General features: G+C 66.8%; 23 protein-coding genes and 1 riboswitch. Of the genes, 2 read left to right on the forward strand and 21 right to left on the reverse strand.

What is annotated here, in order from left to right; genetic code table 11:
* Positions 1-22: 22 nt before the first annotated feature.
* From H7F35_RS08060 to H7F35_RS08100, 9 genes are all read right to left on the reverse strand, one after another.
* Complete coding sequence (locus H7F35_RS08060) at positions 23-988, reverse strand: DUF4349 domain-containing protein (RefSeq protein WP_187112393.1); 966 nt, start codon at positions 986-988, stop codon at positions 23-25.
* A gap of 59 nt (positions 989-1047) precedes the next feature.
* Positions 1048-3051, reverse strand: coding sequence for an acetyl/propionyl/methylcrotonyl-CoA carboxylase subunit alpha (locus H7F35_RS08065; RefSeq protein ID WP_187112394.1), 2004 nt, complete (start codon positions 3049-3051; stop codon positions 1048-1050).
* Complete coding sequence (locus H7F35_RS08070; protein WP_187112395.1) at positions 3044-3718, reverse strand: DUF4126 domain-containing protein; 675 nt, start codon at positions 3716-3718, stop codon at positions 3044-3046. Before H7F35_RS08070 ends, H7F35_RS08065 begins: the two co-directional genes overlap by 8 nt.
* A gap of 10 nt (positions 3719-3728) precedes the next feature.
* Positions 3729-4232 (reverse strand): SMI1/KNR4 family protein, encoded by a 504-nt coding sequence (locus H7F35_RS08075; protein WP_187112396.1) that lies wholly within the window; start codon positions 4230-4232, stop codon positions 3729-3731.
* A 1-nt stretch (position 4233) separates the two neighbouring features.
* Positions 4234-5034: an enoyl-CoA hydratase/isomerase family protein gene (locus H7F35_RS08080; RefSeq protein ID WP_187112397.1), complete on the reverse strand. Its 801-nt coding sequence runs from the start codon at positions 5032-5034 to the stop codon at positions 4234-4236.
* Complete coding sequence (locus tag H7F35_RS08085) at positions 5031-6065, reverse strand: dienelactone hydrolase family protein (RefSeq protein ID WP_261803563.1); 1035 nt, start codon at positions 6063-6065, stop codon at positions 5031-5033. The genes H7F35_RS08080 and H7F35_RS08085 overlap by 4 nt, the downstream gene beginning before the upstream one ends.
* A 122-nt stretch (positions 6066-6187) precedes the next feature.
* The gene (locus tag H7F35_RS08090) at positions 6188-7816 is read right to left on the reverse strand and encodes a carboxyl transferase domain-containing protein (RefSeq protein WP_187112399.1); all 1629 of its coding nucleotides are present in this window, start codon (positions 7814-7816) and stop codon (positions 6188-6190) included.
* Positions 7813-9498: an AMP-binding protein gene (locus tag H7F35_RS08095; protein WP_187112400.1), complete on the reverse strand. Its 1686-nt coding sequence runs from the start codon at positions 9496-9498 to the stop codon at positions 7813-7815. Before H7F35_RS08095 ends, H7F35_RS08090 begins: the two co-directional genes overlap by 4 nt.
* A gap of 147 nt (positions 9499-9645) precedes the next feature.
* The gene (locus H7F35_RS08100; RefSeq protein WP_187112401.1) at positions 9646-10818 is read right to left on the reverse strand and encodes an isovaleryl-CoA dehydrogenase; all 1173 of its coding nucleotides are present in this window, start codon (positions 10816-10818) and stop codon (positions 9646-9648) included.
* Between the two features lie 140 nt (positions 10819-10958).
* On the opposite strand from H7F35_RS08100, the gene H7F35_RS08105 reads away from it, so the two are divergent.
* Positions 10959-11987 carry an AraC family transcriptional regulator gene (locus H7F35_RS08105; protein ID WP_187112402.1) on the forward strand — a complete coding sequence of 343 codons (1029 nt, stop codon included), beginning with the start codon at positions 10959-10961 and terminating at the stop codon, positions 11985-11987.
* Between the two features lie 292 nt (positions 11988-12279).
* Here H7F35_RS08105 and H7F35_RS08110 read toward each other — a convergent pair whose 3' ends face one another.
* The 7 genes from H7F35_RS08110 to H7F35_RS08140 all read right to left on the reverse strand — a co-directional run bounded on the left by H7F35_RS08110 (position 12280) and on the right by H7F35_RS08140 (position 19470).
* Positions 12280-12747, reverse strand: coding sequence for a putative immunity protein (locus tag H7F35_RS08110; RefSeq protein WP_187112403.1), 468 nt, complete (start codon positions 12745-12747; stop codon positions 12280-12282).
* Complete coding sequence (locus tag H7F35_RS08115) at positions 12744-13739, reverse strand: D-2-hydroxyacid dehydrogenase family protein (protein WP_187114191.1); 996 nt, start codon at positions 13737-13739, stop codon at positions 12744-12746. The genes H7F35_RS08110 and H7F35_RS08115 overlap by 4 nt, the downstream gene beginning before the upstream one ends.
* Positions 13740-13852: 113 nt before the next feature.
* On the reverse strand, positions 13853-14179 hold the full coding sequence (locus H7F35_RS08120) for a thioredoxin family protein (protein ID WP_187112404.1): 327 nt from the start codon (positions 14177-14179) through the stop codon (positions 13853-13855).
* A gap of 65 nt (positions 14180-14244) precedes the next feature.
* The gene (locus H7F35_RS08125) at positions 14245-14937 is read right to left on the reverse strand and encodes an HAD family hydrolase (protein ID WP_187112405.1); all 693 of its coding nucleotides are present in this window, start codon (positions 14935-14937) and stop codon (positions 14245-14247) included.
* Positions 14938-15004: 67 nt separating this feature from the next.
* A complete protein-coding gene (gene thiC / locus H7F35_RS08130; protein WP_187112406.1) occupies positions 15005-16891 on the reverse strand; it encodes a phosphomethylpyrimidine synthase ThiC in 1887 nt (628 codons plus the stop codon).
* Positions 16892-16983: 92 nt separating this feature from the next.
* Positions 16984-17089, reverse strand: a riboswitch (TPP riboswitch).
* Positions 17090-17115: 26 nt separating this feature from the next.
* Entirely contained in the window at positions 17116-17550 is a 435-nt protein-coding gene (locus H7F35_RS08135) for a YchJ family protein (RefSeq protein ID WP_187112407.1), read from the reverse strand.
* A gap of 102 nt (positions 17551-17652) precedes the next feature.
* Positions 17653-19470, reverse strand: a complete 1818-nt coding sequence (locus H7F35_RS08140) for a hybrid sensor histidine kinase/response regulator (RefSeq protein WP_187112408.1) — start codon at positions 19468-19470, stop codon at positions 17653-17655.
* Positions 19471-19597: 127 nt separating this feature from the next.
* Here H7F35_RS08140 and H7F35_RS08145 point away from each other — a divergent pair, with 127 nt between their 5' ends.
* Entirely contained in the window at positions 19598-20350 is a 753-nt protein-coding gene (locus H7F35_RS08145; protein WP_187112409.1) for a helix-turn-helix transcriptional regulator, read from the forward strand.
* Positions 20351-20354: 4 nt separating this feature from the next.
* Here the strand turns inward: H7F35_RS08145 and iaaH are convergent, their stop codons facing one another.
* The 5 genes from iaaH to H7F35_RS08170 form a co-directional block, all read right to left on the reverse strand.
* The gene (iaaH, locus tag H7F35_RS08150; RefSeq protein ID WP_187112410.1) at positions 20355-21875 is read right to left on the reverse strand and encodes an indoleacetamide hydrolase; all 1521 of its coding nucleotides are present in this window, start codon (positions 21873-21875) and stop codon (positions 20355-20357) included.
* An 89-nt stretch (positions 21876-21964) separates the two neighbouring features.
* Positions 21965-22798, reverse strand: a complete 834-nt coding sequence (locus H7F35_RS08155; RefSeq protein ID WP_187112411.1) for a metallophosphoesterase — start codon at positions 22796-22798, stop codon at positions 21965-21967.
* Positions 22795-23925, reverse strand: a complete 1131-nt coding sequence (locus tag H7F35_RS08160; RefSeq protein WP_187112412.1) for an acyl-CoA dehydrogenase family protein — start codon at positions 23923-23925, stop codon at positions 22795-22797. The genes H7F35_RS08155 and H7F35_RS08160 overlap by 4 nt, the downstream gene beginning before the upstream one ends.
* Positions 23926-23963: 38 nt before the next feature.
* On the reverse strand, positions 23964-25214 hold the full coding sequence (locus H7F35_RS08165; protein ID WP_187112413.1) for a glutamate carboxypeptidase: 1251 nt from the start codon (positions 25212-25214) through the stop codon (positions 23964-23966).
* Between the two features lie 86 nt (positions 25215-25300).
* Positions 25301-26485, reverse strand: coding sequence for an acetyl-CoA C-acyltransferase (locus tag H7F35_RS08170; protein ID WP_187112414.1), 1185 nt, complete (start codon positions 26483-26485; stop codon positions 25301-25303).
* Between the last annotated feature and the right edge of the window lie 33 nt (positions 26486-26518).

The raw sequence follows: 26518 nt of genomic DNA on the forward strand, positions 1-26518 counted from the left end.
ATGACGGACCCGGGCTCGGTCCTCAGGCGATCTTAGAACGGCGACGGCGCCACAGCATCCGCACCAGCCAGCCGAACGGCAGCACCACCAGCAACAGCCACGGCAACACAGCCGCCAGGAAGGTGATGAGCACGCCCACGCTCTCGGCCAGCACCGAGCCCGCCTGGCGCAGCGCACGCATCATCGGGTTGTAGCTGTCGCCGCCCTGCACCAGCACGCGGGTCGTCGTGAACTGGATCTGGATGTGCTGCTTGCTGGTCTGCTGCTCGAGCACCTTGCGCTGCGTGGCGCTGCTGTCCAGCTCGGCTTGCGTGTCGGCCAGCGTGCGCTGTATTTCCAGTACGTCGGACATGTCGCGCTTGGTGGTCTTGTCGCGCAGCATCAGGCGCAGGCTGTCGCGAAACTCGGTGCGGTTCTTGATGCGCGCCTCGACGTCGATCACTTCCGAGGTCTTGTCTTCGCAGGTGGTGTTCTGCGACACCACCTTGGCCACGCCGGCCAGGCCGTTGAGCAGCTTGTCGACGTCGGCGGGCTCCACACGCATTTCAAGCATGGCCTTGCCGACCTGCCGCGGGGTCTCGCGCAAGAGGGATGACGACAGCAGCTCGCACTTCAGGGTGTCGCACAGGTCGCGCACCTTGCCCCAAGCGTCGGGCAGTTGCTCGGACGGCACCTCCACGTTCAAGTCCTGCCGGATGGCAAGGTAGCGCTGGAATGGCGTCTCCTGCGCCTGCTGGTCGGCGCCAGCAGGCGCGGGTGCGGATGCTGTCTGCGGCATCGCGGCCCGCACGCGGTCTTCCTTCTTCGCCATGCCACCATAGCCTGCAGCCGCCTGCATGGGGGCTGGCGGCGGTGGCGCGCCAGATGATTCGGCATCTCTCTTCTGGCTACAACCGGCGATGGAGAGCGCGGCCGCCAGGGCCAGCAGGACGATGCCCGTGCGGTGACGGGCGAAGCGGGACGAAACGAGAGGCTTGCGATGCGGCATGAAAATCCCTTTGAAAAAACGACTACCGCAGCTGATACGGGCCGGAACCCGCAACGGGGTTAAACCGTTGCCGTGGCCATTCGCAACAATTCGTCGCCTTCGGCCACCTGTTCGCCGGGGGCGAACATGAGTTCTTCCACGGTGCCGTCTGCGGGCGCTGCGATGGTGTGCTCCATTTTCATCGCCTCCATCACCGCCAGAGGCTGGCCGCGGCTGACCTTGTCGCCGGCCTTGACCGCGAAGGACACGACCCTGCCCGGCATCGGCGCCGTGAGCCGCCCGCCTTCGGCCTGCGTATCGCCCGCATGGGCAAGGCGGTCGATGGCGGTGATCTTCGTCGCGCCCTTCGATGCGAACACATGGGCCGTGGCGCCGTCGACGTGCACGTCGAGCGTCTGCCGGTTGCCCGCGAACTCGACCTCGAACTCGCCCGACGGGAACTGGCCGACAACCAGCGGGCCTTCCACGCCGCCGGCTTCGAGCCAGAGGCTGCCGTCGCGCTTGTAGGTCAGCAGGGCGATCTGTTCGGCGCCGCGAAACTCGAAGTCGAAGCGGCGCAGGTACTCGCCATGCGAACGCCAGCCATCGCGGCGCTCGAAAGGATCCGGCACACCCGCCGGCCGTTCGGTGACCAGCGTGCGCGTGATGGCGGCGGCCGCCGCCAGTGGCAGGCCCAGGGCCTCACGGTCAAACAAGACGGCACGCTCGCGCTCGATCAACGCCGTGTCGAGATTGGCCTTCGAGAACGACTCGGTCGCCAGGATGCCGCGCAGAAACTGCACGTTGGTCGACACGCCCACGATCTGCACCTGTGCCAGCGCGGCGTCGAGCCGGGCCAGCGCCTCTTCGCGCGTGCTGCCGTGCACGATCAGCTTGGCGATCATCGAGTCGTAGAAAGGCGAGATTTCGCCGCCTTCGCGCACGCCATCATCGATGCGGACACGGCTGCGCTGGAAGGCCGTGGCCTGGGGCTTGCGGTACACGCGCAGCGTGCCTGTGGCGGGCAGGAAGTTGTTGTCGGGGTTCTCGGCGCAAATGCGCGCCTCGATGGCATGGCCGTGGATCTGCAGGTCGGCCTGCTTCGCAGGCAGCGGCTCGCCCGAGGCCACGCGCAGTTGCCATTCCACGAGGTCGAGGCCGGTGATGGCTTCGGTCACGGGGTGCTCCACCTGCAGGCGCGTGTTCATCTCCATGAAGAAGAAGTTCATTTCGCCGCCTTCTCGCTGCTCGACGATGAACTCGACCGTGCCCGCACCCACGTAGTTCACGGCGCGTGCGGCGGCCACGGCGGCATCGCCCATCTGCTTGCGCATGGCTTCGGTCATGCCAGGCGCGGGCGCTTCTTCCAGCACCTTCTGGTGGCGGCGCTGCACCGAGCAGTCGCGCTCGAACAGGTACACGTAGTTGCCTTGCGTGTCGCCGAACACCTGGATCTCGATGTGGCGCGGGCGTTGCACGTACTTTTCGATCAGCACCGCGTCGTCGCCGAAGCTGTTGATCGCCTCGCGCTGGCAAGAGGCCAGCGCCGCCGCGAAGTCTTCGGCCTTGTCGACCGCGCGCATGCCCTTGCCGCCACCGCCGGCGCTGGCCTTGATGAGCACCGGGTAGCCGATGCGGTCGGCCTCGCGCTGCAGCAGCGCAGGGTCCTGGTCATGGCCGTGGTAGCCGGGCACCAGCGGCACGCCGGCCTTTTCCATCAGCTGCTTCGACTCGGCCTTCAGGCCCATGGCCTTGATGGCCGAGGGCGGCGGGCCGATGAAGACCAGACCGGCTTCGGCACAGGCCCGCGCGAACTCTTCGTTCTCGCTCAGGAAGCCGTAGCCGGGGTGCACGGCTTCCGCGCCCGTGGCCTTGGCGGCTTCGAGAAGCTTTTCCCAGCGCAGGTAGCTGTCTTTGGGCGCGCTGCCGCCGATGTGCACCGACTCGTCGCAGGCGCGCACGTGGTTGGCATGCGCGTCGGCATCGGAGTACACGGCCACCGTACGAATCGCCATGCGTCGCGCGGTTGCAGCAACACGGCAAGCGATCTCGCCACGGTTTGCAATGAGGATCTTCTTAAACATTCGGAGTGTCTCCCGGAGGATTCTTTTTCAGTTGAAACGCGGGCACCACGCCCGGATCGGGTCGGCCGCTGAAGATGCGGGCCACGCGGGCGAACAGCGCCTTGAGGAAACGCCAGCTCTTGCGGATGAGCCACACGCTCAGCACAAGCACCAGCACGAACAGCACGGAAAAAATGAAGGGGTGCGCCACCGCCAGCCACAGCCCCACGGGCACCATCGTGTCTTCGACCAGCGATGCGCCCACATTGGAGAACGGCTCGGGCGAGGTGTTGATCGCCGCGCGCGTGGTGGCCTTGGCCGCATGCGCCGTGGCCGCGAAGCCGCCGCCCACCAGCGCCGCCACGATGGCCATCACGCCATGGTCGGCACCGAACACGCTGGCCGCGAGCGCCGCGCCGGCCGGGATGCGGATGGCGGTGTGCACCATGTCCCACAGCGAATCGAGGCCGGGGATCTTGTCAGCGAAGAACTCGATGAACACCATGAAGCCGCTCGCCGCGATCACGACCGGATGCGCCAGCAATTGCAGCCCGCTGGGCAACGGCACCCAGCCGAAGTAGCCGACGATGCCGGTCAGCAGCACGACCAGGTAAAGGCGCACGCCGCTGGCCCAGCCGATGGCGGCGGCCAATGCGAGCAGTTGGGGCATGTCGAGGCTGGTGTTCATGGATGAGCCCTCAGGAAAGTTCGAGCGTTCCGGCTTCCATGGAAGCCACGAGGTCCGCGAGCCAGGCCTGTACCGAGGCGTGCTCTACCGGCCGGTCTTCGTCGGCCTTCCAGAAGGCGATCAACTGGCCCGGCTGGCCGCCGCCCTCTGCATCGACATCGACGCACAGGTAGCTGCCGCCACCGTTCGACAGGAACGGTACCCAGCCGCGCCGCCAGGTGGCCGGGTCCTCGAAGTCGGAGCCGATCATGTCGTCAAGCATCTCCTTGGTGTCGGCGATGTCTTCGAGCGAAGAGAGCATGCGGTTGTCCTGGAAGCTGTCGAAGCTGCTGTTCGGCTGGCCGTTGCGCCAGCGATAGAGCGCGCGAAAGGCTTCGGGCAGCGTCAGCGAGAACTTCGCCTCGAAGGCGTCGAGCTGCGCATCGCTCACGCCCGGCTGAAGCGCAGCGTGATACCCGGCGCGGTTCGCGGCCAGCCAGGCATCCATGCGTTCGATCAGCGGGCGGTGCGGCATCTCAGGCCTTGCCGGCGTCCAGCCACGATGGCTTGCGCTTCTGCAGGAAGGCCTGCACGCCCTCGCGGCCTTCTTCGCTCGAACGGATGTCGGCGATGCCTTCCACTGTTTTCGCGATCAGCGCATCGTCGATCTCGCGGCCGGCCACATCGGCAATCAGTTGCTTGCAGGCACGCACGGCCGCAGGGCTTGCGCCGGTCAGCGCCTTCAGCAGCTCGTCGACCTTGGCATCGAGCGCATCGGCCGCCACCACTTCATGCACGAAGCCGATGCGGTGCGCCTCGGTGGCCGTGAAGCGCTCTGCAGTGAGGAAGTAGCGCTGCGAGGCGCGCGTGCCCATCGCGCGCAGCACATACGGGCTGATGGTCGCGGGCACAAGGCCGATCTTGACTTCGCTCAGGCAGTACCAGGCGGTGTCGACGCTCACGGCCATGTCGCATGCGGCCACGAGGCCCATGCCACCGGCGTACACATCGCCCTGCACGCGCGCGATGGTCGGCTTGGGGCACTCGGCGATGACGCGCAGCATCTCGGCCAGCTTGCCCGCGTCGGCGATGTTCTCGTCGCGGGTGTAGTCGGCCATGCGGCGCATCCAGTTGAGGTTGGCGCCCGCACAGAAGGCAGGGCCGTTGGCGCCGAGCACGATGGCCTTGACCTGCGGCGCGGCGCCGGCTTCGGTGAAGGCGCGTGTCAGCTCGGCGATCACGATGTCGTCGAAGGCATTGCGGGCGTCGGGCTGGTCGAGCCAGATGCGCGCAAGGGCGCCTTCGATCGTCAGTTTCAGCGTGGTGTATTCATTCATGGTGTCGGATTCCAGACGACCTTGTCGTCGACGGCGTAGAGGTGGCACTCGCCCGCAGTGGACTTGCGGGCGCAGTTGTCCATCGCACGGCCCATGGGGTCGTCGCCGCCCCAGGCGGAGCCCCAGCCCCCTTGGGCATTGGCGGCAAAGGCCCGTGGCGATGTCTTGGTGAGAAAGACGCGGTAGCCGCCCAGCGAGGCGGCGCTCTGGTCGGGCACGCGATCGATCGCGTCGAGCGGCGCAAAGCCGCTGGCCGGTGGCCTTGCCGCCACCGCATAGCGCGCGAACTCGGGCAGGGGCTGGTCGGGCAGGCCGATCTCGCGCAGGAAGCTCGCAACCTCCGGCTGCCAGATGGGCGCGCCCGCGGGAGAGCCGAACATGGCATGCGAGTCGCCGCCGAAGGTTCCGAAGGCCACCAGCTTCGCGCGTCCGCCGGACGCCACGTAGCTCTCGTGCATGCCCTTCCATGCAAAGGGCGGAAAGTAGCTGTCGTTGTCGCCGTAGAACCAGAGCGAGGGCGTGCGCGTTTCCTTGCCGTAGGTGCCGGCCGCGCCGATCAGGCCGTTCTGCCATGCCACGCAGTTCTCTTGCCGCAGGCCGCCGGCGAAATCGATCAGCCCCTTGACGCCGGGGTAATGCAGCGTGCCGAAGGCCAGCGTGGTCCAGCCACCATGCGACTGGCCCACGACCACGATGCGCGACTTGTCCGCCCAGGGCTGCGCGACCACGTGGTCGAGCACTGCCGCCACATCGCCGGCCTGCTCACGGCCATTGCTCTCGATGTTGCAGCCGCCGCCGATGTAGCTGCCGGTGGATTTGGAAAAGCCCTGCCGCATCGGCACGACCACCGCATAGCCGCGCGAGAGAAAGAAGCGCACCGCGCCCAGCGGCTTGTAGCGCGCCTGGAACCTCGGGTCACCGTTCGCCTTGCCGTGGTTGATGACCGCAATGGGAAACGGGCCGGTGCCCTCGGGCACGTAGAGCGTGGTTTCGAGTTCGGTCGTGAACAGCCCGCCCTTCTTCGGCACCATGACCACCGATTCCGGAAGGGTGGCCGCAAAGGCCTGCGCGCAAATCGCCAGCGCGGCCAGCCCGAGGGCAGCCGCCCCCCGCCTGACACGCGAACCGAAGAAGTGCGCAAGCCGCATCGCCATCACATCCGGAAGATGCCGAACTTCGGCTCGGGAATCGGCGCATTGCGCGATGCCGCCAGGCCCAGCGCCAGCACGCGGCGCGTGTCGGCCGGATCGATGATGCCGTCGTCCCACAGCCGCGCGGTGGCGTAGTAGGGGTGGCCCTGCTCTTCGTACTGCTGGCGAAGCGGCGCCTTGAAGGCTTCTTCCTCTTCCTTGCTCCAGGTGCCGCCCTTGAGTTCGATGCCGTCGCGCTTGACGGTGGCCAGCACGCTCGCGGCCTGCTCGCCGCCCATGACGCTGATGCGCGCGTTGGGCCACATCCAGAGAAAGCGCGGGCTGTACGCACGGCCGCACATGCCGTAGTTGCCGGCGCCGAAGCTGCCGCCGATGATGATGGTGAACTTGGGCACGTTGGCGGTGGCCACGGCCGTCACCATCTTGGCGCCGTGGCGCGCGATGCCTTCGTTCTCGTACTTGCGGCCCACCATGAAGCCGGTGATGTTCTGCAGGAACACCAGCGGGATCTTGCGATGGCAGCACAGCTCGATGAAGTGCGCGCCCTTCTGCGCCGACTCGGAAAACAGGATGCCGTTGTTGGCGATGATGCCCACCGGCATGCCTTCGATCTCGGCGAAGCCGCAGACCAGCGTGGCGCCGAAGCGGGCCTTGAATTCATGGAACTCGCTGCCGTCGACGATGCGCGCGATGATCTCGCGCACGTCGAAGGGCTTGCGCGTGTCGGTGGGGATCACGCCGTACAGTTCTTCGCGCGGGAATGCCGGTGCGCTCACCGCGGGGTGTGCAGCCGGCAGTGGCGTTGCCGCCTTCGCATTGAGATTCGCAACCGCCGTACGCGCCAGCGCCAGCGCATGCAGGTCGTTCTGCGCCAGGTGATCGGCCACGCCCGACAGCCGCGTGTGCACGTCGCCGCCGCCCAGGTCTTCGGCCGTCACCACTTCGCCGGTGGCCGCCTTCACGAGCGGCGGGCCGCCCAGGAAAATCGTGCCCTGGTTCTTGACGATGATCGACTCGTCGCTCATTGCCGGCACATACGCGCCACCCGCCGTGCACGAGCCCATGACCACCGCGATCTGCGGAATGCCCTGGGCGCTCATGTTGGCCTGGTTGTAGAAGATGCGGCCGAAGTGGTCGCGGTCGGGGAACACCTCGTCCTGGTTCGGCAGGTTGGCGCCGCCCGAGTCCACCAGGTAGATGCAGGGCAGGCGGTTCTGCTCGGCGATTTCCTGCGCGCGCAGATGCTTCTTCACCGTCAGCGGGTAGTAGGTGCCGCCCTTCACCGTCGCGTCGTTGCAGACGATCATGCAGTCGACACCGTTCACGCGGCCGATGCCGGCGATGATGCCGGCGCCCGGCGCCGATTCGGCCCCCTTGCCATCGAGGTACATCGCATGCGCGGCCAGCGGCGCGATTTCAAGGAACGGCGTGCCCGGGTCGAGCAGCTCGGCCACGCGGTCGCGCGGCAGCAGCTTGCCGCGCGCGGTGTGCTTGGCGCGTGCGGCCTCGCCGCCGCCCTGCTCCACCTTGGCGAACTGCTTGTGCAGGTCGTCGACCAGCGCACGCATGGCTGCGGCGTTGGCCTGGAAGTCGGCCGAGCGGGCGTTCAGTTTGGTTTCGATTTTGCTCATGCTGTCTTTTCTTGCTTAAGGCCGAGTTGCTCGGTCATGGCATCGCGGATCTTGAATTTCTGGATCTTGCCGGTCACCGTCATCGGGAATTCGGTGACGAACTGGATGTACTTCGGCACCTTGTAGTGCGCGATCTGGCCTTTGCAGAAGTCGCGGATCTCGGTATCGGTGGCAGTCTGGCCGGGCTTGACGATGATCCAGGCGCACAGCTCTTCGCCGTACTTCCTGTCGGGCAAGCCGACCACCTGCACGTCCTGCACCTTCGGGTGGCGGTACAGAAACTCTTCGATCTCGCGCGGGTAGATGTTCTCGCCGCCGCGGATCACCAGGTCCTTGATGCGGCCGACGATGTTGACGTAGCCCTCGGCGTCCATGGTGGCGAGGTCGCCGGTGTGCATCCAGTGTTCGGCGTCGATGGCTTCGCGCGTGCGCGGCTCGTCTTCCCAGTAGCCGTGCATCACCGAGTAGCCGCGCGTGCAGAGTTCGCCCGACTGGCCCGTCGGCATGACCGCGCCGGTCTCGGGGTCGATGATCTTCACCTCGAGGTGCGGCTGCACGGTGCCCACGGTGGACACGCGTTTGTCCAGCGGCGTGTCGGTGCTGCTCTGGCAGCTCACCGGGCTGGTCTCGGTCATGCCGTAGGCGATGGTGATCTCGCTCAGGTGCATCTGGTCGACCACGCGCTTCATCACCTCGGTGGGGCACGGCGATCCGGCCATGATGCCGGTGCGCAGCGTCGACAGGTCGAACTCCTTGAAGCGCGGATGGTCGAGTTCGGCAATGAACATCGTGGGCACGCCATGCAGGCCGGTGCACTTCTCGGCCTGTACGGTTTCGAGCACGGTGAGCGGATCGAACCCGTCGTTCGGGTACACGATGGCCGAGCCGTGGGTCAGGCAGGCCAGGTTGCCCAGCACCATGCCGAAGCAGTGGTACAGCGGCACCGGAATGCAGAGCTTGTCGATGGGCGACAGCTTCATGCATTCGCCGATGAAGAAGCCGTTGTTCAGGATGTTGCGGTGCGTGAGCGTCGCGCCCTTGGGAAAGCCCGTGGTGCCGCTGGTGAACTGGATGTTGATGGGGTCGGTGGACTTCAGCGTCTTCTGGATCTGTGCGATGCGCGGATCGGCCGCATCGCCGCTTGCGAGCAGTTGGCTGAAGCGCTGCATGCCCGGCTCTTCCACACTCGCAGCCGCCTTGCCGTCGATCCAGAAGGTGTGCTGCAGCAGCGGCAGGCGCTTGGGGCCCAGCTCGCGCAGCATGCCCAGGTAGTCGCTGGTCTTGAACTGCGCCATCGTCACCAGCGCCTTGCAGCCGACCTTGTTGAGCGCGTATTCCAGCTCGGAGGTGCGGTACGCGGGATTGATGTTGACGAGGATCAGGCCGACCTTGGCGGTGGCGATCTGCATCAGCACCCACGGCACGTTGTTGTGCGACCAGATGCCGACGCGGTCGCCGGCTGCGAGGCCGAGGTTCAGCAGCGCGCTGGCGAGCTTGTTCGATTCGGTCTGCAGCTCGCGGTAAGTGAAGCGCTGGCCTTCATGGCGGCTGATGAGCGCTTCGCGGTCGGGTTGCTTTTCGACCATGTCGTCGAAGAAGTCGCCGATGGGTTGCTCGATGAGGGGGACGTCGGTGGCGCCTTTGCCGTAGCTCTCGGTCAGTGCTGCTGCAGTCATTTCCATTTCCTTCCTTGTCTCCTTGTCTGGCCCCTTCCCCTTCCGGGGGAAGGTTGGGATGAGGGCAAGCGGCGCTGGTTGGATTCAGTGCCTCATCGAACGCCGCTTGCCCCCACTCCTGCCCTCCCCCGGAAGGGGAGGGAGAAAAACAGCTCAGGCCGTTTCCGCGAAAAGCTCGCGACCGATCAGCATGCGCCGGATCTCGCTCGTGCCCGCACCGATCTCGTACAGCTTGGCATCGCGCCACAACCGCTCCACCGGAAAGTCCTTCGTGTAGCCCACGCCGCCCAGCGCCTGGATCGCCTCACCGGCCATCCACGTCGCCTTCTCGGCCGAATACAGAATCGCGCCGGCTGCGTCCTTGCGGAAAGTGCGCGCATGGTCGTTGCGGTCGCAGGCCTTGCCCACGGCGTACACGTAAGCGCGCGTGGCTTGCCAGGTCGAGTACATGTCCGCCAGCTTGCCCTGCATCAGTTGGAATTCACCGATGCTCTGGCCGAACTGCTTGCGCTCGTGCACGAAGGGCAGCACCGCGTCCATGCACGCGGCCATGATGCCCAGCGGGCCGCCTGAGAGCACCGCGCGTTCGTAGTCGAGGCCGCTCATCAGCACCTTCGCGCCCAGGCCTTCACCGCCCAGCACGTTTTCTTCCGGCACTTCGCAGTTGTCGAAGAACAGCGGATAAGTGTTGGAGCCGCGCATGCCCAGCTTGTCGAGCTTGGTGCCGGCCGAGAAGCCCTTGTAGTTCTTCTCGACGATGAAGGCCGTCATGCCGCGCGCGCCCATCTCGGGTTCGGTCTTGGCGTAGATGACCAGCGTGTCGGCGTCGCCGCCGTTGGTGATCCACATCTTGCCGCCGTTGAGCACGTAGTAGCCGTTCTTCTTCTCGGCCTTGAGCTTCATGCTCACCACGTCGGAGCCGGCGTTGGGCTCGCTCATGGCCAGCGCACCGACGTGCTCGCCGCTCACCAGCTTGGGCAGGTACTTCTTCTTCTGCGCATCGCTGCCGTTGCGGTGGATCTGGTTCACGCACAGGTTGGAGTGCGCGCCATACGACAAGCCCACCGAGGCCGAAGCGCGCGAGACTTCTTCCATCGCCACGATGTGCGCCAGGTAGCCCAGCTCGGTGCCGCCGAACTCTTCCTTCACCGTCATGCCGTGCAGGCCGAGTTCGCCCAGCTTTTGCCAGAGGTCGTGCGGGAACAGGTTGTCGCGATCGATGTCGGCGGCGCGGGGGGCGATCTCGTTCGCGGCGAAGTCCTGGATCGCGCTGCGCAGCGAGTCGATGGTGTCGCCCAGGTCGAAGTTCAGGCCGGGATCGTGCATGTGTGTTGTCTCCTCTGAAGGGGTCGGCGCGCAGGACTGCCCGCGCTGGATGGCGCTTGAAAGATCGCAGCTTACGCCTCGTGGCGCCGCAATTGGCGCCACAATGGTTGCAAATTGCGCCACGCCTGACCCGCCGAACCATGTCGTCCCCATCCTTCCTGAGGCCCGCCCGCGCCGTCACCCCGATGGCCTTTGTCCGAGCTATCGTGCAGGGCTATGCGCGCTATGAGGTCGATCCGGCGCAGGCCCTGCAGGCGGCACAGATCACGCCGCGTGAACTGGCCCGGCCGGGCGCACGGGTAACAGCCGCCCAGTTCGAGGCGCTGTCGGAACACGCCATGCAGGAGCTGGACGACGAGGCGCTCGGCTGGTTCTCGCGACGGCTGCCCTGGGGCAGCTACGGCATGCTGTGCCGCGCGTCGCTGACCTCGCCCGACCTGGGCGTGGCCATCAAGCGCTGGTGCCGCCACCACCGCCTGCTGACCGAAGACATCGGCCTCGCGCTCGAAGTGGCGGGCGGCGTGGCCACCTTGCGCATCACCGAGAACCGCGCGCTGGACGACGCCTTCCGCGAGTTCTGCCTGGTGACCAGCCTGCGCTTCATGCACGGCTACATGTGCTGGGCCATCGACTCGCGCATTTCGCTGCGCAGCGCGACCTTTCCGTTCGCAACGCCGCCGCACAGCGACGCCTATGCGCCGATGTTCACGCCGGAGGTGCGCTTCGACGCGCCGCAGGCGAGCATCAGTTTCGACGAGCGCTACCTCGCCCTGCCGCTGCAGCGCGACGAACGCGCGTTGCGCACCATGCTCAAGCGCGCGCTGCCGCTGACCATCCTGCAGTACCGGCGCGACCGCCTGCTGGGGCAACGAGTGCGCGAGCTGCTGCGTTCGCGTGCGAGCGAGGCGACCACGGCCGAGGCGCTGGCCGGGTTGCTCAACGTATCGGGCCGCACGCTGCACCGCCAACTGCACGAGGAAGGCACGTCGCTGCAGACGCTGAAGAATGAAGTGCGCCACGAGCTGGCGGTGGAGCAGCTGCGACGCACCACACGTCCGATCAAGCAGGTGGCGCTGGCGGTGGGGTTTCGCAACGAGAAGAGCTTTTCGCGCGCGTTCCTGCAGTGGACGGGGCATGCGCCGCGGGACTTCCGGCAACTCGGGTTGTAGTTAGGCGCTTGGTTGACGCTCTTGTTCAGGGCGCGTGCGAATGACACCAGGTGCTCCCCTCCGCGAATGTCCCCCGCTTCGCTCCTCCTTTATTTCGCTGCGGGGAGCACCTGGTGTCATTCGCACAGGGACACGCTGCTGGTGTACTGCTGATCAACGACTGCCCTGTCCAGCGCTCGCGCCGATACGGGGCTCTTTTTCGCGAAATAAAGGAGGAGCGAAGCGGGGGACATTCGCGAAAAAGAGCACCGTGTCGGCGTGGGCGTCGCCCTGAACAGCACCCAGCAAAGCGTCACGCGCCAAAGGGAACCGCACAGCCCTTCGACAAAGAACAAAACTCCGAGACCTGCCAAGCAAACTCTTCCGCAAACGCGTCGGGGTCCGACAAGGCATAGGCGCCATACGCGTAGACCGTGGCGTACGCGGCGTACTCCGCCGCCTGAAGCGCATGCCCCGTCACCGCATGGAACACGGCATAGGTCGCGGAAACGGCCGCATGCGCCGACGCATCGATGGAGGCCGAGCCCGGGTGGCTGCGCGCGACAGTTGCCATTCGTTCCTGCACCCGCGCCAGCGCCTGTGCATCGCAGCGGCCTTCAAGGAAGGCGCCGAGCGTGTCCAGCGCATCGATGGCCTCCGGTGCTTCCAGCAGGTGCCGCACGCGCTGTACGCACGCAAAGCCGAAACGCAGGCGCAACGGCATCTGGCGCTCCGACTGGAGATCGACCTCCACGGCCAGCCGCTGCAGCTCTGCGTTCATGACCCCGCGACGCTCCGCATGTGGCCCAGCACGTCCGGGTTGACCACGTTGGTCGGGTGACCTTCGGCGAAGGCCGTGATCTGCTCGAAGACATCGGAGAACTGCAGGTCGTATTCCTCGCGCGTCACGTAGCCGATGTGGGGCGTGCACACCACGTTGGGCAGGGAGATCAACGGATCGGCTGGATCGGTGAGGGGTTCCGTTTCGTAGACGTCCACCGCCGCCATCGCCGGACGCCCCGCCTGGAGGGCTTGGACCAGCGCACCGGGTTCGACCAGCCCTGCGCGGCTTGTGTTCACAAGGATCGCGCTGGGCTTCATCAGTGCGAGGTCTTCGCGTCGCACGATGCCCCGAGTGCCGGGCACCAACCGCATGTGCAGCGAGATGGCATCGCATTCCCGAAAGAAGGCGTCACGGTCCGGCGCCGGCTGCCGTCCATCCGCAAGGGCACGCTGCAGCGAATCCGGCCGCGCCCACACCAGCACCTTCATGCTGAAGGCTTCAGCGTAACCCGCCACGGTGGCGCCGATGCGGCCGTAGCCATAGATACCCAGCGTCTTGCCACGAAGCGTGGAGCCCACGCCGGCCTGCCAGTCGCCCCGCTGCAGCGACGCCATCTGCTGGGGAAGCTGCCGGGCCGCGCACAGCAGCAAGGCCCAGGTCAGCTCGGCCGCCGCATACGACGGGGTGCCCGGATGCAGGTCCGACGACACCACGATGCCGAGCCGCGTGCAGGCCTCGATGTCGATGTGCGGGTACACGCTGCGCTGGCTGATCAGCCGCAGCCGGGGCAGGCGCTCCAGCAATGCAGCCCTGAGCGCGGTGCGCTCGCGGATCAGCACCACCGCGTCGGCATCGGCGAGCCTGCGCGCGAGCACATCAAGACCATCGACATGGTCGTTCCAGACCGCGACCTGGTGACCATCCAGCTTGCGAAAGCAAGGCAGGGTGCGCAAGGTGTCAAAGTAGTCGTCCAGTACCGCGATGTTCATCATGAACGCGGATTCTGGACGCGACAGGCGCCCGTGAGAAATGAATTTATCTGAGCAATTGCGTCCAGATTTTCATGAAAGCAGCAGGCGCTGCGACGCGCGATGTGCGTGCGTCAGGCTGGCTGCGAGATCGACGCCAGCGCGTCCGCAATGGACTGGCTGTCTTCGGGACGCACCAGCTTCGCGACCTGCTGGCCGTCGCGCATGAACACCAGCGTGGGCCACAGCCGCACGTTGAACGAACGGCCCAGCGGGCGCCCGCTGCCGTCTTCGACCTTGATGCGTGGAATGTCCGGGTACTTGGCAAAGGCCTCGGCAATGTTCGGCTGCGCGGCCTTGCAGATGCCGCACCAGTTGGTGCCGAACTCCACGACGGCAGGGCCCTTGAGGGCGTCGATCTCCGTGCGGTCGGGTTGCTCGGTCTTGTACTCGGATGTCATGGGGCTGGCTCCTGTTTCGGGTCTGTCGTCGACGCGGCCGTCGGTCGCGTCATTGCACCAGAAACTCAGGCTGCCTGCAGCCGGTAGGCCGATAGCAGCGCGGGCAATTCGGCCATGTCGCTGAACACCTTCACCGCGCCCACGCTCAGCAGTGGCCCGGGGCCGCTGTGGCCGGATTCGCCGGTGCTGTAGCCGAACACCGTGGCGCCCGCAGCCACGCCCGCCATCGTGCCGGTGACCGTGTCTTCGACGATGGCGCAACGGCGCGGGTCGACGCCGAGGGCTTCGGCGGCGGCCAGGTACACGTCGGGATGCGGCTTGGAGTGAGGCATTTCGTGCCCGCTGAAAATGCGCCCCTGGAAGCAGTCGAGCAGCCCGACCTTGGCCAGTTGCAGCTCGACCTTGTGGCGGTCGGCGCCCGAAGCGCAGGCGATGCGCCCCTTGAGCCTGGTGTGGATTTCACGAATGGCGGCAGGCGCATTGGGAATCGCGACCAGGTCGCGCTCCAGGGCTTCGTTGCGGCGAGCCCGGAACGCCTTGAGCCATTCCGGCGTGATCGCGAAACCGGTCTTCGATTCGATGAGCGCGGCCTCGTCCTTCACGGCCTTGCCGGTGAAGGTGTTCATCGACTCTTCGGTCGTGATGTGCCAGCCCAGCTCGCCCAGCATTTCGGCAAGGACGCGGTTGGTGATGGGCTCGGAATCCACGAGGACGCCGTCGCAGTCGAACAGGACTGCGGCAAAAGGAAATGGAGTCATTGCACTGGGGAGGTTCGGGGGAGTGGCCCCATGGTAGCAATGACCCCGGCGCCGCCAGGGCGCCCGCTCAGGAAACCGAACGGATCGGGATGTACATCTCGCCACCGCCGGCCATGAATTCCTTCGACTTTTCCTCCATGCCCGCCGCCACGGCCGCAGCCTCGGCCACGCCCTTTTTGGCCGCGTACTCGCGCACTTCCTGCGTGATCTTCATCGAGCAGAACTTGGGGCCGCACATCGAACAGAAATGCGCCACCTTGCTCGAATCCTTGGGCAGGGTTTCGTCGTGGAATTCGCGCGCCGTGTCGGGGTCCAGGCCCAGGTTGAACTGGTCTTGCCAACGGAACTCGAAACGTGCCTTGCTCAATGCGTCGTCGCGCGAGCGCGCACCCGGGTGCCCCTTGGCCACGTCCGCCGCATGCGCGGCGATCTTGTAGGCAATGATCCCCTGCTTCACGTCGTCGCGATCGGGCAGGCCCAGATGCTCCTTGGGCGTCACGTAGCACAGCATCGCGGTGCCGGCCCAGCCGATCATCGCGGCGCCGATGGCGCTGGAGATGTGGTCGTAGCCCGGCGCGATGTCGATGGTCAGCGGCCCGAGCGTGTAGAACGGCGCCTCGTGGCAGTGCTTGATCTGCTCGTCCATGTTGGCCTGGATCATGTGCATCGGCACGTGGCCCGGGCCTTCGATCATGGTCTGCACGTCGTGCTTCCACGCGATCTTCGTCAGCTCGCCCAGGGTGCGCAGTTCGGCGAATTGCGCTTCGTCGTTGGCGTCCGCGCCGGAGCCGGGACGCAGCCCGTCACCGAGCGAGAAGCTCACGTCGTACGCCTTCATGATGTCGCAGATGTCCTCGAAGCGCTCGTAGAGAAAGCTCTCCTTGTGGTGCGCGATGCACCACTTGGCCATGATCGAGCCGCCGCGCGACACGATGCCCGTCATGCGGTCGGCCGTCAGGTGAATGAACGGCAGGCGCACGCCGGCGTGGATGGTGAAGTAGTCGATGCCTTGCTCCGCCTGCTCGATCAGCGTGTCGCGGAAGATTTCCCAGGTCAGGTCTTCGGCCACGCCGCCCACCTTCTCCAGCGCCTGGTAGATCGGCACGGTGCCGATGGGCACGGGGCTGTTGCGCACGATCCAGTCGCGCGTGGTGTGGATGTTCTTGCCGGTCGACAGGTCCATCACGTTGTCGGCGCCCCAGCGGATCGCCCACACGAGTTTTTCGACCTCTTCCTCGATGCTGGAAGTGACGGCCGAATTGCCGATGTTGGCGTTGATCTTGACCTTGAAGTTGCGGCCGATGGCCATCGGCTCGACTTCGGGGTGGTTGATGTTGGCCGGGATGATCGCGCGGCCACGGGCCACCTCGTCGCGCACGAACTCGGGCGTGATGATGCGCGGAATGCTCGCGCCCATCGGGTTGCCGGCCACGCGCTTGGCGCGCTCTTCATTGGCGAGGTATTCGGCCATCCACTCGCGCTTGCCGTTTTCGCGCAGCGCCACGTATTCCATCTCGGGCGTGACGATGCCGCGGCGCGCGTAGTGCATCTGCGTGACGTTGGCGCCCGACTTGGCGCGGCGCGGCGTGCGCTGCAGGGCTGCGGCACCGGCGCGCAGTTCGGCCAGGCGCTGGGCGTCGTGGTCCTGGGCGTGCTTCAGGCCTTCGTCCAGCGCCTGGTGCGAGCGGCCTTCGTAACTTTCGGTGTCATTGCGCTCGATCACCCAGGCGCCGCGCACGTCGGGCAGGCCGCGGCGCACGTCGATCTCGACCTTGGCGTCGGTGTACGGGCCCGAGGTGTCGTAGAGCGACACGGTCTCGCCGTTGGTGAGCAGCACGTCGCGCACCGGCACGTTCAGGTCGGGCCGGCTGCCCGGAATCAGGCACTTGTGGGACGCGGGAAAGGGCTCGCGCGTGAGCGAGAGCAAAGAGGTGAACTTGTCGGGGGCATTCATCGGGGCACTCCTTGTTGAGGGAAAGGGTGCTCCGCAATCGCTCGGTGGGCCTTCGGGCCGTCACGGAAGGGGGGGGTGACGGACGGACCGAAGTCAGGGAGTGCAGCTCTTCTTACGCCGGTATGACCCGGATCAAGTTCGCGGGTCGGCTGCTTTGCCATCTCAGCACACCACTTGTGTGCACCCCGGAGCGAGGCCGATTGTGCGAGCCTCGGCCCGGTGCGTCAACCCAGGGGCTGCTGCAGGTCGCCTTCGAGGTAGTACCAGCGCTCGTCTTCCCGTACGAAACGGCTGCGCTCGTGCAGGCGCGTGGCGGCGCCCGTGGCCGCGCTGCGCTGGCGCGCAACGAACTCGACCTCGGCATGGTCCGCGTCCAGCACGGAGCGCGAACGGATGTCCAGCCCCAGCCATTTGACGCCCGGCTCGAACTCGATCGAGGCCGGCCGTTTCGACGCATGCCAGCTGGCGAGCAGGTATTCGGCCCGCTCCAGCACGAAGGCCGAATAGCGCGAACGCATCAGCGATTCGGCGTCGGGGGCGGGTGTGTTCTCGAAATCGTCGAGGTAGCGGCCACAGCACAAGGCGTAGCCGATGGGCTTGTCGCGGCGGTCGGTGCGACCGCAGGGGCAAGGTCCGGTGGTGGGATCGATGGCGCTCATGAAGACCGCTATTGGAACACCTCGCGGGCGAGGTGCCGATGGGGCAAGCCCGGAGCCAGGGTGAATCGACATTCAAACGGGGCCGTTGAATGTCGATTCACCCTAGGCCCGACGGCTGCCAGCGATGGCTTCCTGCAGGGCCTGTGCCTGCGCAGGCTTGTAGATCAGCGCATAGCCCGCGCGCTCGACTTCGGCCCGCGTTGCATGGGCGGTTTCACCCGTGAGAATGACCACGCTGCGCACCTTGCCGACCGCCTGCAGGGCCTGCGCGGCGGCCAGCCCCGAGAGGCCGCTGCCCAGTCGCAGGTCGCTCAGCATCAGGTCGAACACACCGCCGTGCTGCAGGGCCTCGCGCGGGTTGGAAGCCAGCGCCACTTCGTGGCCCCAGCCGCACAGCAGCGAGCGCATCGCCTCGCGCACGGGCTGCTCGTCGTCGAGCACCAGGATGCGAACGGGCGACAGGTCCGCCCCGGGCTCGGCCGGCGCATCGGCCACGGCGACGTCGGCATCCACGGGCGACGCCACCGCTTCTTCAAGCTCCAGCGAAAAGGTGCTGCCACGGCCCGGCGCGGTGCGCACCTCGATGCGCGAGCCCATGACCTGCGCCATGCTCGCCACCAGCGACAAGCCCAGCCCGAGGCCGCGGCTGCGGTCGCGCCCCGGGTTGTCGACCTGGAAGAACTCCTCGAACACCTGCTCCTGGTGCTGCGCCTCGATGCCCAGGCCCGAGTCGCGCACCTCGATGCGCCAGGCAGGCACGCCATTGCGCGGATGCTGCAGCCGCCGTGCGAACACGAAGACCGTGCCGCTCGGCGTGTACTTGATGGCGTTGTCGATCAGGTTGCCCAGCACCCGCGCAAGCATGCGCGCATCGGCCCGTACCACGGCCTCGGTCGGGCGCACGCGCAGTGCCAGCCCCTTGGCGTCTGCCAGGGCCCCGAAACGCCCGTGCAGCGACTCGAAGACCGTGTCCAGGTACAAGGGCTCCAGCCGCACCGGCGCAACGCCGCCGTCGAGCTGCGCGATGTCGAGCAGCGCGTCGATGGAACCACGCAGCGCATCGACGCTGTCGCGCATGAAACGCAGGTTGTCGGCACTGGGCGCGGTGCGGGTGTTGAGGGCGTCCACAAAGATCGCCAGCGCATGCATGGGCTGGCGCAGGTCATGGTTGGCGGCCGCGAAGATGCGCGCGCGCTGCGCCGCCAGGTGCGCGACGTGGTCGAGCTGGCGCGCCAGCGCATCGGCCAGCCGCGCCTTCTCGAAGCCAGCCTCGATGGCGCCCACGATCAGCCGGTTCTGCTTGCGCGCGTAGTAGAGCGCGGCAAACATCTGCGAGACCACCAGGCAGCCCATGATGAGCTGCACGCTGCCCGGCTCGACCACCAGCCGCAGCGCCATGCCCATGAACATCGGCACGCTGAAGCACACGGCCGCCAGCCACCACTGCGCCAGCGCCGCAATGACGACGCCGGAAACGCCGCTGATGAAAAAGTACATCAGCAGGATCAGCGCGAGGTTGTCGTGCGGAAAGAACAGCCACGGCGCCAGTGCCCAGATCAGCCCCGGCACCAGCATGCGCAGCTCCAGCCGCCGGCGCGTCTGCACGGCCGTGGCAACCTCGATGCTGGCCGGGTCGAAGCGGCGCAGGTGGCGGTGCCGCTGCCACTGTGAGGTGTGCACGAGCACGCCCCAGACCAGCGCGCCCGGGTCGCCGGTGAGTACGAGAAAAGTAATCCAGAAGATCGCGGCGACCGTGGCCGCCATCAGCGGCGTGTCGAAGGTATCGATCACGAAGGCCCGCGCAAGGCTCTGGTCGACCAGCGGATTCGCATTGGGCGACTCGACCCAGTAGTCGCGTATGCGCCGCAGGACCACTCCCAGGAAGGGCTTGCGGACGGGGCTGGAAGGGGATGAGGGCATGAGCAGAAGCCGGCCCATGATTTTGCGCGTATTGCATGACGCCGGGGTACCCACCCGGACATCCACCATTGGCGCGGCGCTTGCTAAACGTTAGCCTTACTCCGGCACATGAAAGAGCGAGGCGGCGATGTACCTGACAGGCTCTGAACAGCACGCGCTGCGTGGCGTTTTCACGCTGCTGGCGCAAGACCGCGACGAACGCGAGACCCGCGAGCGCCTGGGCTGGGCGCTGCTCGACCTGCTGCATGCGGACCAGTTCGCCTCCTTCGTGTGGGATGCGGACAGCGGCAGCTTCGGCGCGCGCGTGGCGCTCAACATGGACCCCGCCAACCTCGATCGCTATGCGCAGTGGCACCAGCACCATGACCCGATCACCTTCGTGCTGCAGTCGCACCGCCGCGCCACGCGCGTGACCGACGTGATGCCGCAGCGCGCGTTGATGCGCACCGCGTTCTTCACCGACTTTCTCTCGCGCGACGGACTGCACTGGGGCATGAACCTGCATGCCTTCGAGGGCGAACGGGCACTGGGCGACCTGCGCATCTGGCGCCGCAAGGGACGCGGCGATTTCGGCGATCACGAGAAGGCGCTGCTCGACCTGATCGAGCCGGCCTTCGCGGGCGCGCTGCAACGTGCGCAGCGCACGGCGGCTCTTGCGCTGCCCTCCCCTCGCGATGGGCGCGAAGCCGCCTGGACCTTGCTGAGCGCACGCGAACAAGAGGTCGCCTGTTGCGTGCGCGAAGGGCTGACCGACAAGGAGATCGCGCGGCGCATGGCGGTGGGCGTGCCCACGGTGCGCACCTACCTGCGGCGCATCTTCGACAAGCTGGGCATCGAGCGCCGCTCGGCGCTGGCGGGCTGGGGCACGCCAGCGCGCTGACCCATCACTTCGGCGCAGGCAGGCGGCCGAGCACGCCTTCGATGGCCAGGCCCACGGCCAGCAGTTGGCGGTCGCTGCCTGCAGGACCGTCCAGCTCCAGCCCCACCGGCAGGCCGCTGGTCGCGCCCAGGCCCGAAGGCAACTGCACGCCGGGAATGCCGGCATTGCTGCCCGGGTCGGTGTTCTGGATCAGCGCACCGAAGTTCTCGGGGCTGCTGGCTTCGGGTGCGGCCGCCAACGCCACACGCGGCACTGTGGGGAACACCAGTGCGTCGAGCCTGTTCTTCGCGAAGGTGTCGCGGTAGAGCTTCTGCAACGCAGGCCGGGCAACGCGCATGGCGTTGTCGTAGACCGGCTTTGCATCGACCACGCCATTCGGTGCCGGCAGCTTGCGCGGGATCACGAAGGCGTCGAAGGTGCCCTTGACGTCGGGGCTGGCGATGCCGGCCGCGAGCTGTGCGATGTCGATGCCGGTGCGGTACTTCGCAAGGTAGGCCGCCATGTCGTCGTGCGCCTCGTAGAGCGCGAGCGGAAAGCCGATGGCACCGTTCAGTTCCATCAGCTTCGGCATCTCCACATCCACCAGCGTGACGCCGGCCGCGCGCAGCTTGGCCAGTGCGGCATCGGTGGTGGCGCGCGTGTCCGCATCGAGGTTCGCGTAGAAGGCTGGCACCACGCCGAGCCGCACGCGCTTCAGGTCGGCGGGCTTGAGCGGCACGCCACCGGCGATCACGCGGTCGAGCAGCGCGACATCGGCCACCGACTGCGCCATCGGCCCTGCCGTGTCGCGCGTGTGCGAGATCGGTGCGATGCCCTGCTGCGAATAACGCCCCATGGTGGGCCGCAGCGACGCGCAGCCGTTGAAGGCGCAAGGAATGCGCACCGACCCGCCGGTGTCGGTGCCCAGCGCAGCCGGTGCCATGCGCGCACCGAGCGCAGCGCCGTTGCCCGACGACGAACCGCCTGCGATGCGGCTCGCGTCATAGGCATTGCGCACGCCCACCTCGGGCCCGGTCTGGAACGCCGGGTTGTAGCCGGTCACGCCGAAGGCCAGCTCGTGCATGTTCGACTTGCCGAGCACGACCGCACCGGCCGCACGCAGCCTGGCGACCACCGGCGCATCGGTGTCGGGCACGAAGCCCTTGAGCGCGGGCGTGCCGGCCGTCGCGGGCAGGCCCTTGACCTGGATGTTGTCCTTGATGAGCACCGGCAGCCCCGCAAGCGGCGTGCAGGCACCACCGCGCTTGCGCTGCGCATCGGCCGCACGCGCCGCCTTCAGCGCACCCGCTTCGTCGAGCGTGATGAGGGCGTTGAGGTTGGCCTTGGCTTTGGCCTGCGCGATGTAGGCGGTCACCAGTTGCTCGCTGGTCAGCGTGCCCGCGCAAAGCTGCTGCACGGCCTGGCTCGCGGTCAACGTGGCGATGTCGGGTGCGGCGGGCTGCGCTTGTGCCGGCAGGCCGAGCACCGCGGCAAATGGCAGTGCCGTCAACCGTGCGGCGCGAGAGATGAATCTGGAAACGGTCATGGCAATGGCCTCGATGAATGAGGCGGCCATCGTGCGCCCGCACAACCGGCTTGTCTGTCATCGAAACCGATGACAGGAAGGCGCGTCGGCTACTGGAACATCACCCACTCGGGCCGCATGTTGAAGCGCACCGGGAGGATGCTCACGCCGAGCCCGCTGGTGACATACATGCGCTTGTTCTTGTGCGCGATCCACCCGTAGGCCCATTCGCGCGGCGCCGCACCGGGCACAACCAGCGCGCCATGGCCGGGCACGCGGATCTGCCCGCCGTGCGTATGCGAGGCCACCACCAGCCCCTGCGTACGCGGCATGGTCGCGAAGCTGAAGGGGTCATGCATCATGACCAGCGTCGGGGCGCCGGCCGGCACGCCTGCCAAAGCCCTGTCTGGTTGCGAATGGCCGGTGGAGTGGTCTCCGATGCCGACCACCCAGACCTCATGACCGGGCAGGCGCACCGAGGCGTTCTCCAGCACGTGGATGCCCTGCGCGGACAGGGCCTCGGTCGTGCGCTTGCCGTCATGCCACCAGTCGTGATTGCCCAGCACGGCGTACACGCCTTGTGGTGCCTTGAGGCGACCGAACACGGCGGCCATCTCTTCGATGGACAGCGCCTCGTCGTCGCCCGAACCCGCGAGGAAGTCGCCGGGCAGAAGGATCACATCGGGCTGCGCAGCATTGATCTTCTCGACGATCTGCGCGGCCCGTTCGACGCTGGTGATGCGCCACGCCGACCGCGTGGTGAGATGCCAGTCACCCGCGACCGCGACTTTCAGGCCCGCGGGCGCGGTCCACGCAGTCGAACTCAACGGCTCGACGCGCGCCGCGACCCAGCGCGGCTCGATGACGAAGCCCCAGCCAGCCAGCGCCGCCAGCACAAGTGCCGCGCCGATCCGAACCCAGGGACGTCCGACGCGCCCGCTCACGCCAGCGCGCGTTGAATCAGCAGCTTCTGGATGTCCGACGTGCCTTCATAAATCTGGCACACACGCACGTCGCGGTAGATGCGCTCCAGCGGAAAGTCGTTCACGTAGCCGTAGCCGCCCAGCGTCTGGATCGCGGCGCTGCACACGCGTTCGGCCATCTCGCTCGCGAAGAGCTTGGCCATGGCCGCTTCCTTCAGGCAGGGCAGGCCGGCATCGCGCAGGCTCGCGGCGTGCCAGATCAGTTGGCGCGCGGCTTCGAGCTGCGTGGCGCATTCGGCGAGGCGAAAGCCCACGGCCTGCTGGTCGAAGATCGCGCCGCCGAAAGCCTGGCGCTCCTTGGCATAGGCCAGCGCCACGTCGAAGGCGCTGCGTGCCATGCCGACGCTCTGCGCCGCGATGCCGATGCGGCCGCCTTCGAGCGCGCCGAGCGCGATCTTGTAGCCCTCACCTTCGGCGCCGATCAGGTTCTCTGCCGGGATGCGGCAGCCGTCGAAGTTGATCTGCGCGGTGTCGCTGCTGTGTTGGCCGAGCTTGTCTTCCAGCCGCGTCGCTGCGTAGCCGGGCGCGTCGGTCGGCACGATGAACGCGCTCATGCCGCGCTTGCCCGCGCCCTTGTCGGTGACGGCTATGACGATGGCCACCTGGCCGTTCTTGCCACTGGTGATGAACTGCTTCACGCCGTCGATCACGTAGGCGTCGCCGTCCTTGCGCGCGGTGGTGCGCAGGCTCGATGCATCGCTGCCGGCCTGCGGCTCGGTGAGGCAGAAGGCGCCGAGCATGTGGCCCTGCGCCAGCGGCTCAAGCCACTTCTTTTTCTGCTGCGCGTTGCCATAGCGCATGAGGATCGCGTTGACCGGGCAGTTGGTCACGCTGATGGCGGTGCTGGTGCCGCCGTCGCCGGCCGCGATTTCTTCCAGCACCAGCGCGAGCGTGAGGTAGTCCAGGCCGGCGCCGCCATGCTCCTCGGGCACGCAGATGCCGTAGGCACCCAGCGCCGCGAGGCCTTGGTGCGCTTCCTTCGGAAAGCTGTGCTCACGGTCCCACTTGGGGGCGTTGGGCCACAGTTCGGCTTGCGAAAAATCGCGTACCGCGTCGCGGATGGCTTCCTGGTCGGCGCTGAGCAGCATGGCGTGTCTCCTGTCTTTTCTTCTTGCGGTTGGCTTGCTTACTTGCCCGAGCCCAGATCCATGATCAGGCGCGCTGCCATGTACAGGCGGCGCGGAATGGCGCTGATATCCACGTACTCGGCCTTGTCGCTGTGATAGCCGAAGCCCGGCAGGCCCAGGCTTTCGATCACGGGCTTGCCCGAGAGCGCCGCATAGGCCGCGTCGGTGCCGCCGCCGGTGCGTTCTTCCACGCCCAACGTGCCGCCCGCTTCCTTGTAATAGCCCACGGCCTTGTCGACCAGCTTCTTGCCGCCTTCGCCGGCATTGAAGGCCGGGCGACCGCGGGTGATGAGCACCTTGACGTCGGCTTCGGGCAGCTTCTTCTGCTGCGCGCGCTCTTCCAGCGTCTTCATGGCGGCGTCGAAGTCTTCATTGCGCGCGTAGCGCACGTCGGCATTCAACGTGGCGCTGGCCGGAATGATGTTCGACACATTGCCGGCCTTGGCGATGGTCCAGTTGAAGCGAAGGTTCTTCGACTTGTCGTCGATGCTCATGGTGCGCAGCACGAGGTCGGAGGCCTCGACCAGCGCGTTCACACCCAGCTCGGGTGCGGCGCCCGCATGCGAGGCCTTGCCGGTGATGTTGACCTGCACGTAGGCAATGCCCGAGGTGCCGAGCGAGAGCTTTTCGTCGCCGGCGCTGGTGGGCTCGAACGAGAGCACGTAGTCGGCCAGCTTGGCTTCTTCCTGGATCAGGTCGCGCGAGCCGAAGGAGCCCTTTTCTTCGTCGGTGTTGAACAGCACGGTGATGGTGCCGTAGTCGCGCACGCCGTAGTCCTTGAGCAGCTTGAGCGTGTGCAGGATGACGGCGTTGCCGCCCTTGTCGTCGGCGATGCCGGGGCCGTAGGCCTTGTCGCCTTCGACGCGGAACGGCGCCTTGGCGAGGATGCCCTTCAGGTACACGGTGTCCATGTGCGAGAGCAACAGCAGGTTCTTGCCGCCACGGCCCTTGATCTTGCCCACGATGTTGTCGCCCACGACGATGCCGGCCGACTTGCTGCGCGTGACGGTGAAGCCCAGGTTCTTGAGTTCGCCTTCGAGGTACGTGCCGGCGGAGGCAAGGCCCTCGGCGTCACCTGTGCCGGTTTCGATGTTGACGAGCTTCTCCAGCGTCTTGATCACCGCGGGCTGCTCGTCGGTGGCGGCCTGGAACAGCACGTTGTCGCGCTTCTGGGCCCAGCTGGCGGCGGGTGCCAGGAAGGCGGTGGCCAGCAAGGCGGCAAGGGCGGTACGGTGGATGGATGGGCGCATGAAATCTCCTGCTCTACGCATTGTTTTGACTGTCTGAATGAAAAAGCCGGCGAACGCCCTTCTTCGGGCGCTCCCGGTCTCTGTTTTTATAGCAATTCGAGTGCCACGGCGGTGCCTTCGCCGCCACCGATGCACAGCGTGGCCACGCCGCGCTTCTTGCCGCGCGCCTTCAGCGCATGGATCAGCGTGACCATGATGCGCGCACCGCTCGCACCAATGGGGTGGCCCAGCGCGCAGGCGCCGCCGTTCACGTTGACGATGTCGTGCGACACGTCAAGCTCGTGCATGAGCGCCATCGGCACCACCGCAAAGGCTTCGTTCACTTCCCAGAGGTCGACGTCCTTCACGGTCCAGCCGGTCTTCTTGAACAGCTTGGCGACGGCGCCGACGGGCGCGGTGGAGAACCACTCGGGCTGCTGCGCGTGCGTGGCATGGCCGACGATGCGGGCGATGGGCTTGGCGCCGATCTTCTTGGCATGCGACTCGGTCATCATCACCAGCGCGGCCGCGCCGTCGTTGATCGACGAGCTGGATGCGGCGGTGATGGTGCCGTTTTCTTTCTTGAACGCGGGCTTGAGCGTGGGGATCTTGTCGAGCTTGACCTTGCCCGGGCCTTCGTCGATGGAGATCACGGTGTCGCCATTGCGGCCCTTCACGGTGACGGGCACGATCTCGTCCTTGAAGGCACCGGATTCGGTCGCGGCCTTGGCACGCTGCACGCTGGCGATGGCAAAGGCGTCCTGCTGCTCGCGCGTGAACTTGTACTTGGCCGCGCAGTCTTCGCCGAAGGTGCCCATCGAGCGGCCCGGCTGGTAAGCGTCTTCGAGGCCGTCGAGCATCATGTGGTCATAGATCTTGTCGTGACCCATGCGGTAGCCGCCACGGCCCTTGAGCATCAGGTAGGGCGCGTTGGTCATGCTTTCCATGCCACCCGCGACGATCACGTCGTGCGTGCCGGCCAGCAGCAGGTCGTGCGCGAGCATCGCGGCCTTCATGGCCGAGCCGCACATCTTGCTGAGCGTGACGGCCCCCGCGCTGTCGGGCAGGCCGCCCTTGTAGGCCGCCTGGCGTGCCGGCGCCTGGCCCTGCCCAGCCATCAGGCAGTTGCCGAACAGCACTTCGCCCACGCTCTCGGGCGCAATGCCCGCGCGCTCGACGGCGGCCTTGATGGCGGCGCCACCGAGGTCATGCGCGGAGAGGGAAGAAAAGTCGCCTTGAAAGCCACCCATGGGGGTACGGGCGGCGCCGACGATGACGATGGATTCGGACATGGGAGGTCTCCTTCTGGAATGTGAAAGCAAAAA

This window comes from Variovorax sp. PAMC26660, assembly GCF_014302995.1.
Taxonomy (GTDB): Bacteria; Pseudomonadota; Gammaproteobacteria; order Burkholderiales; family Burkholderiaceae_C; genus Variovorax.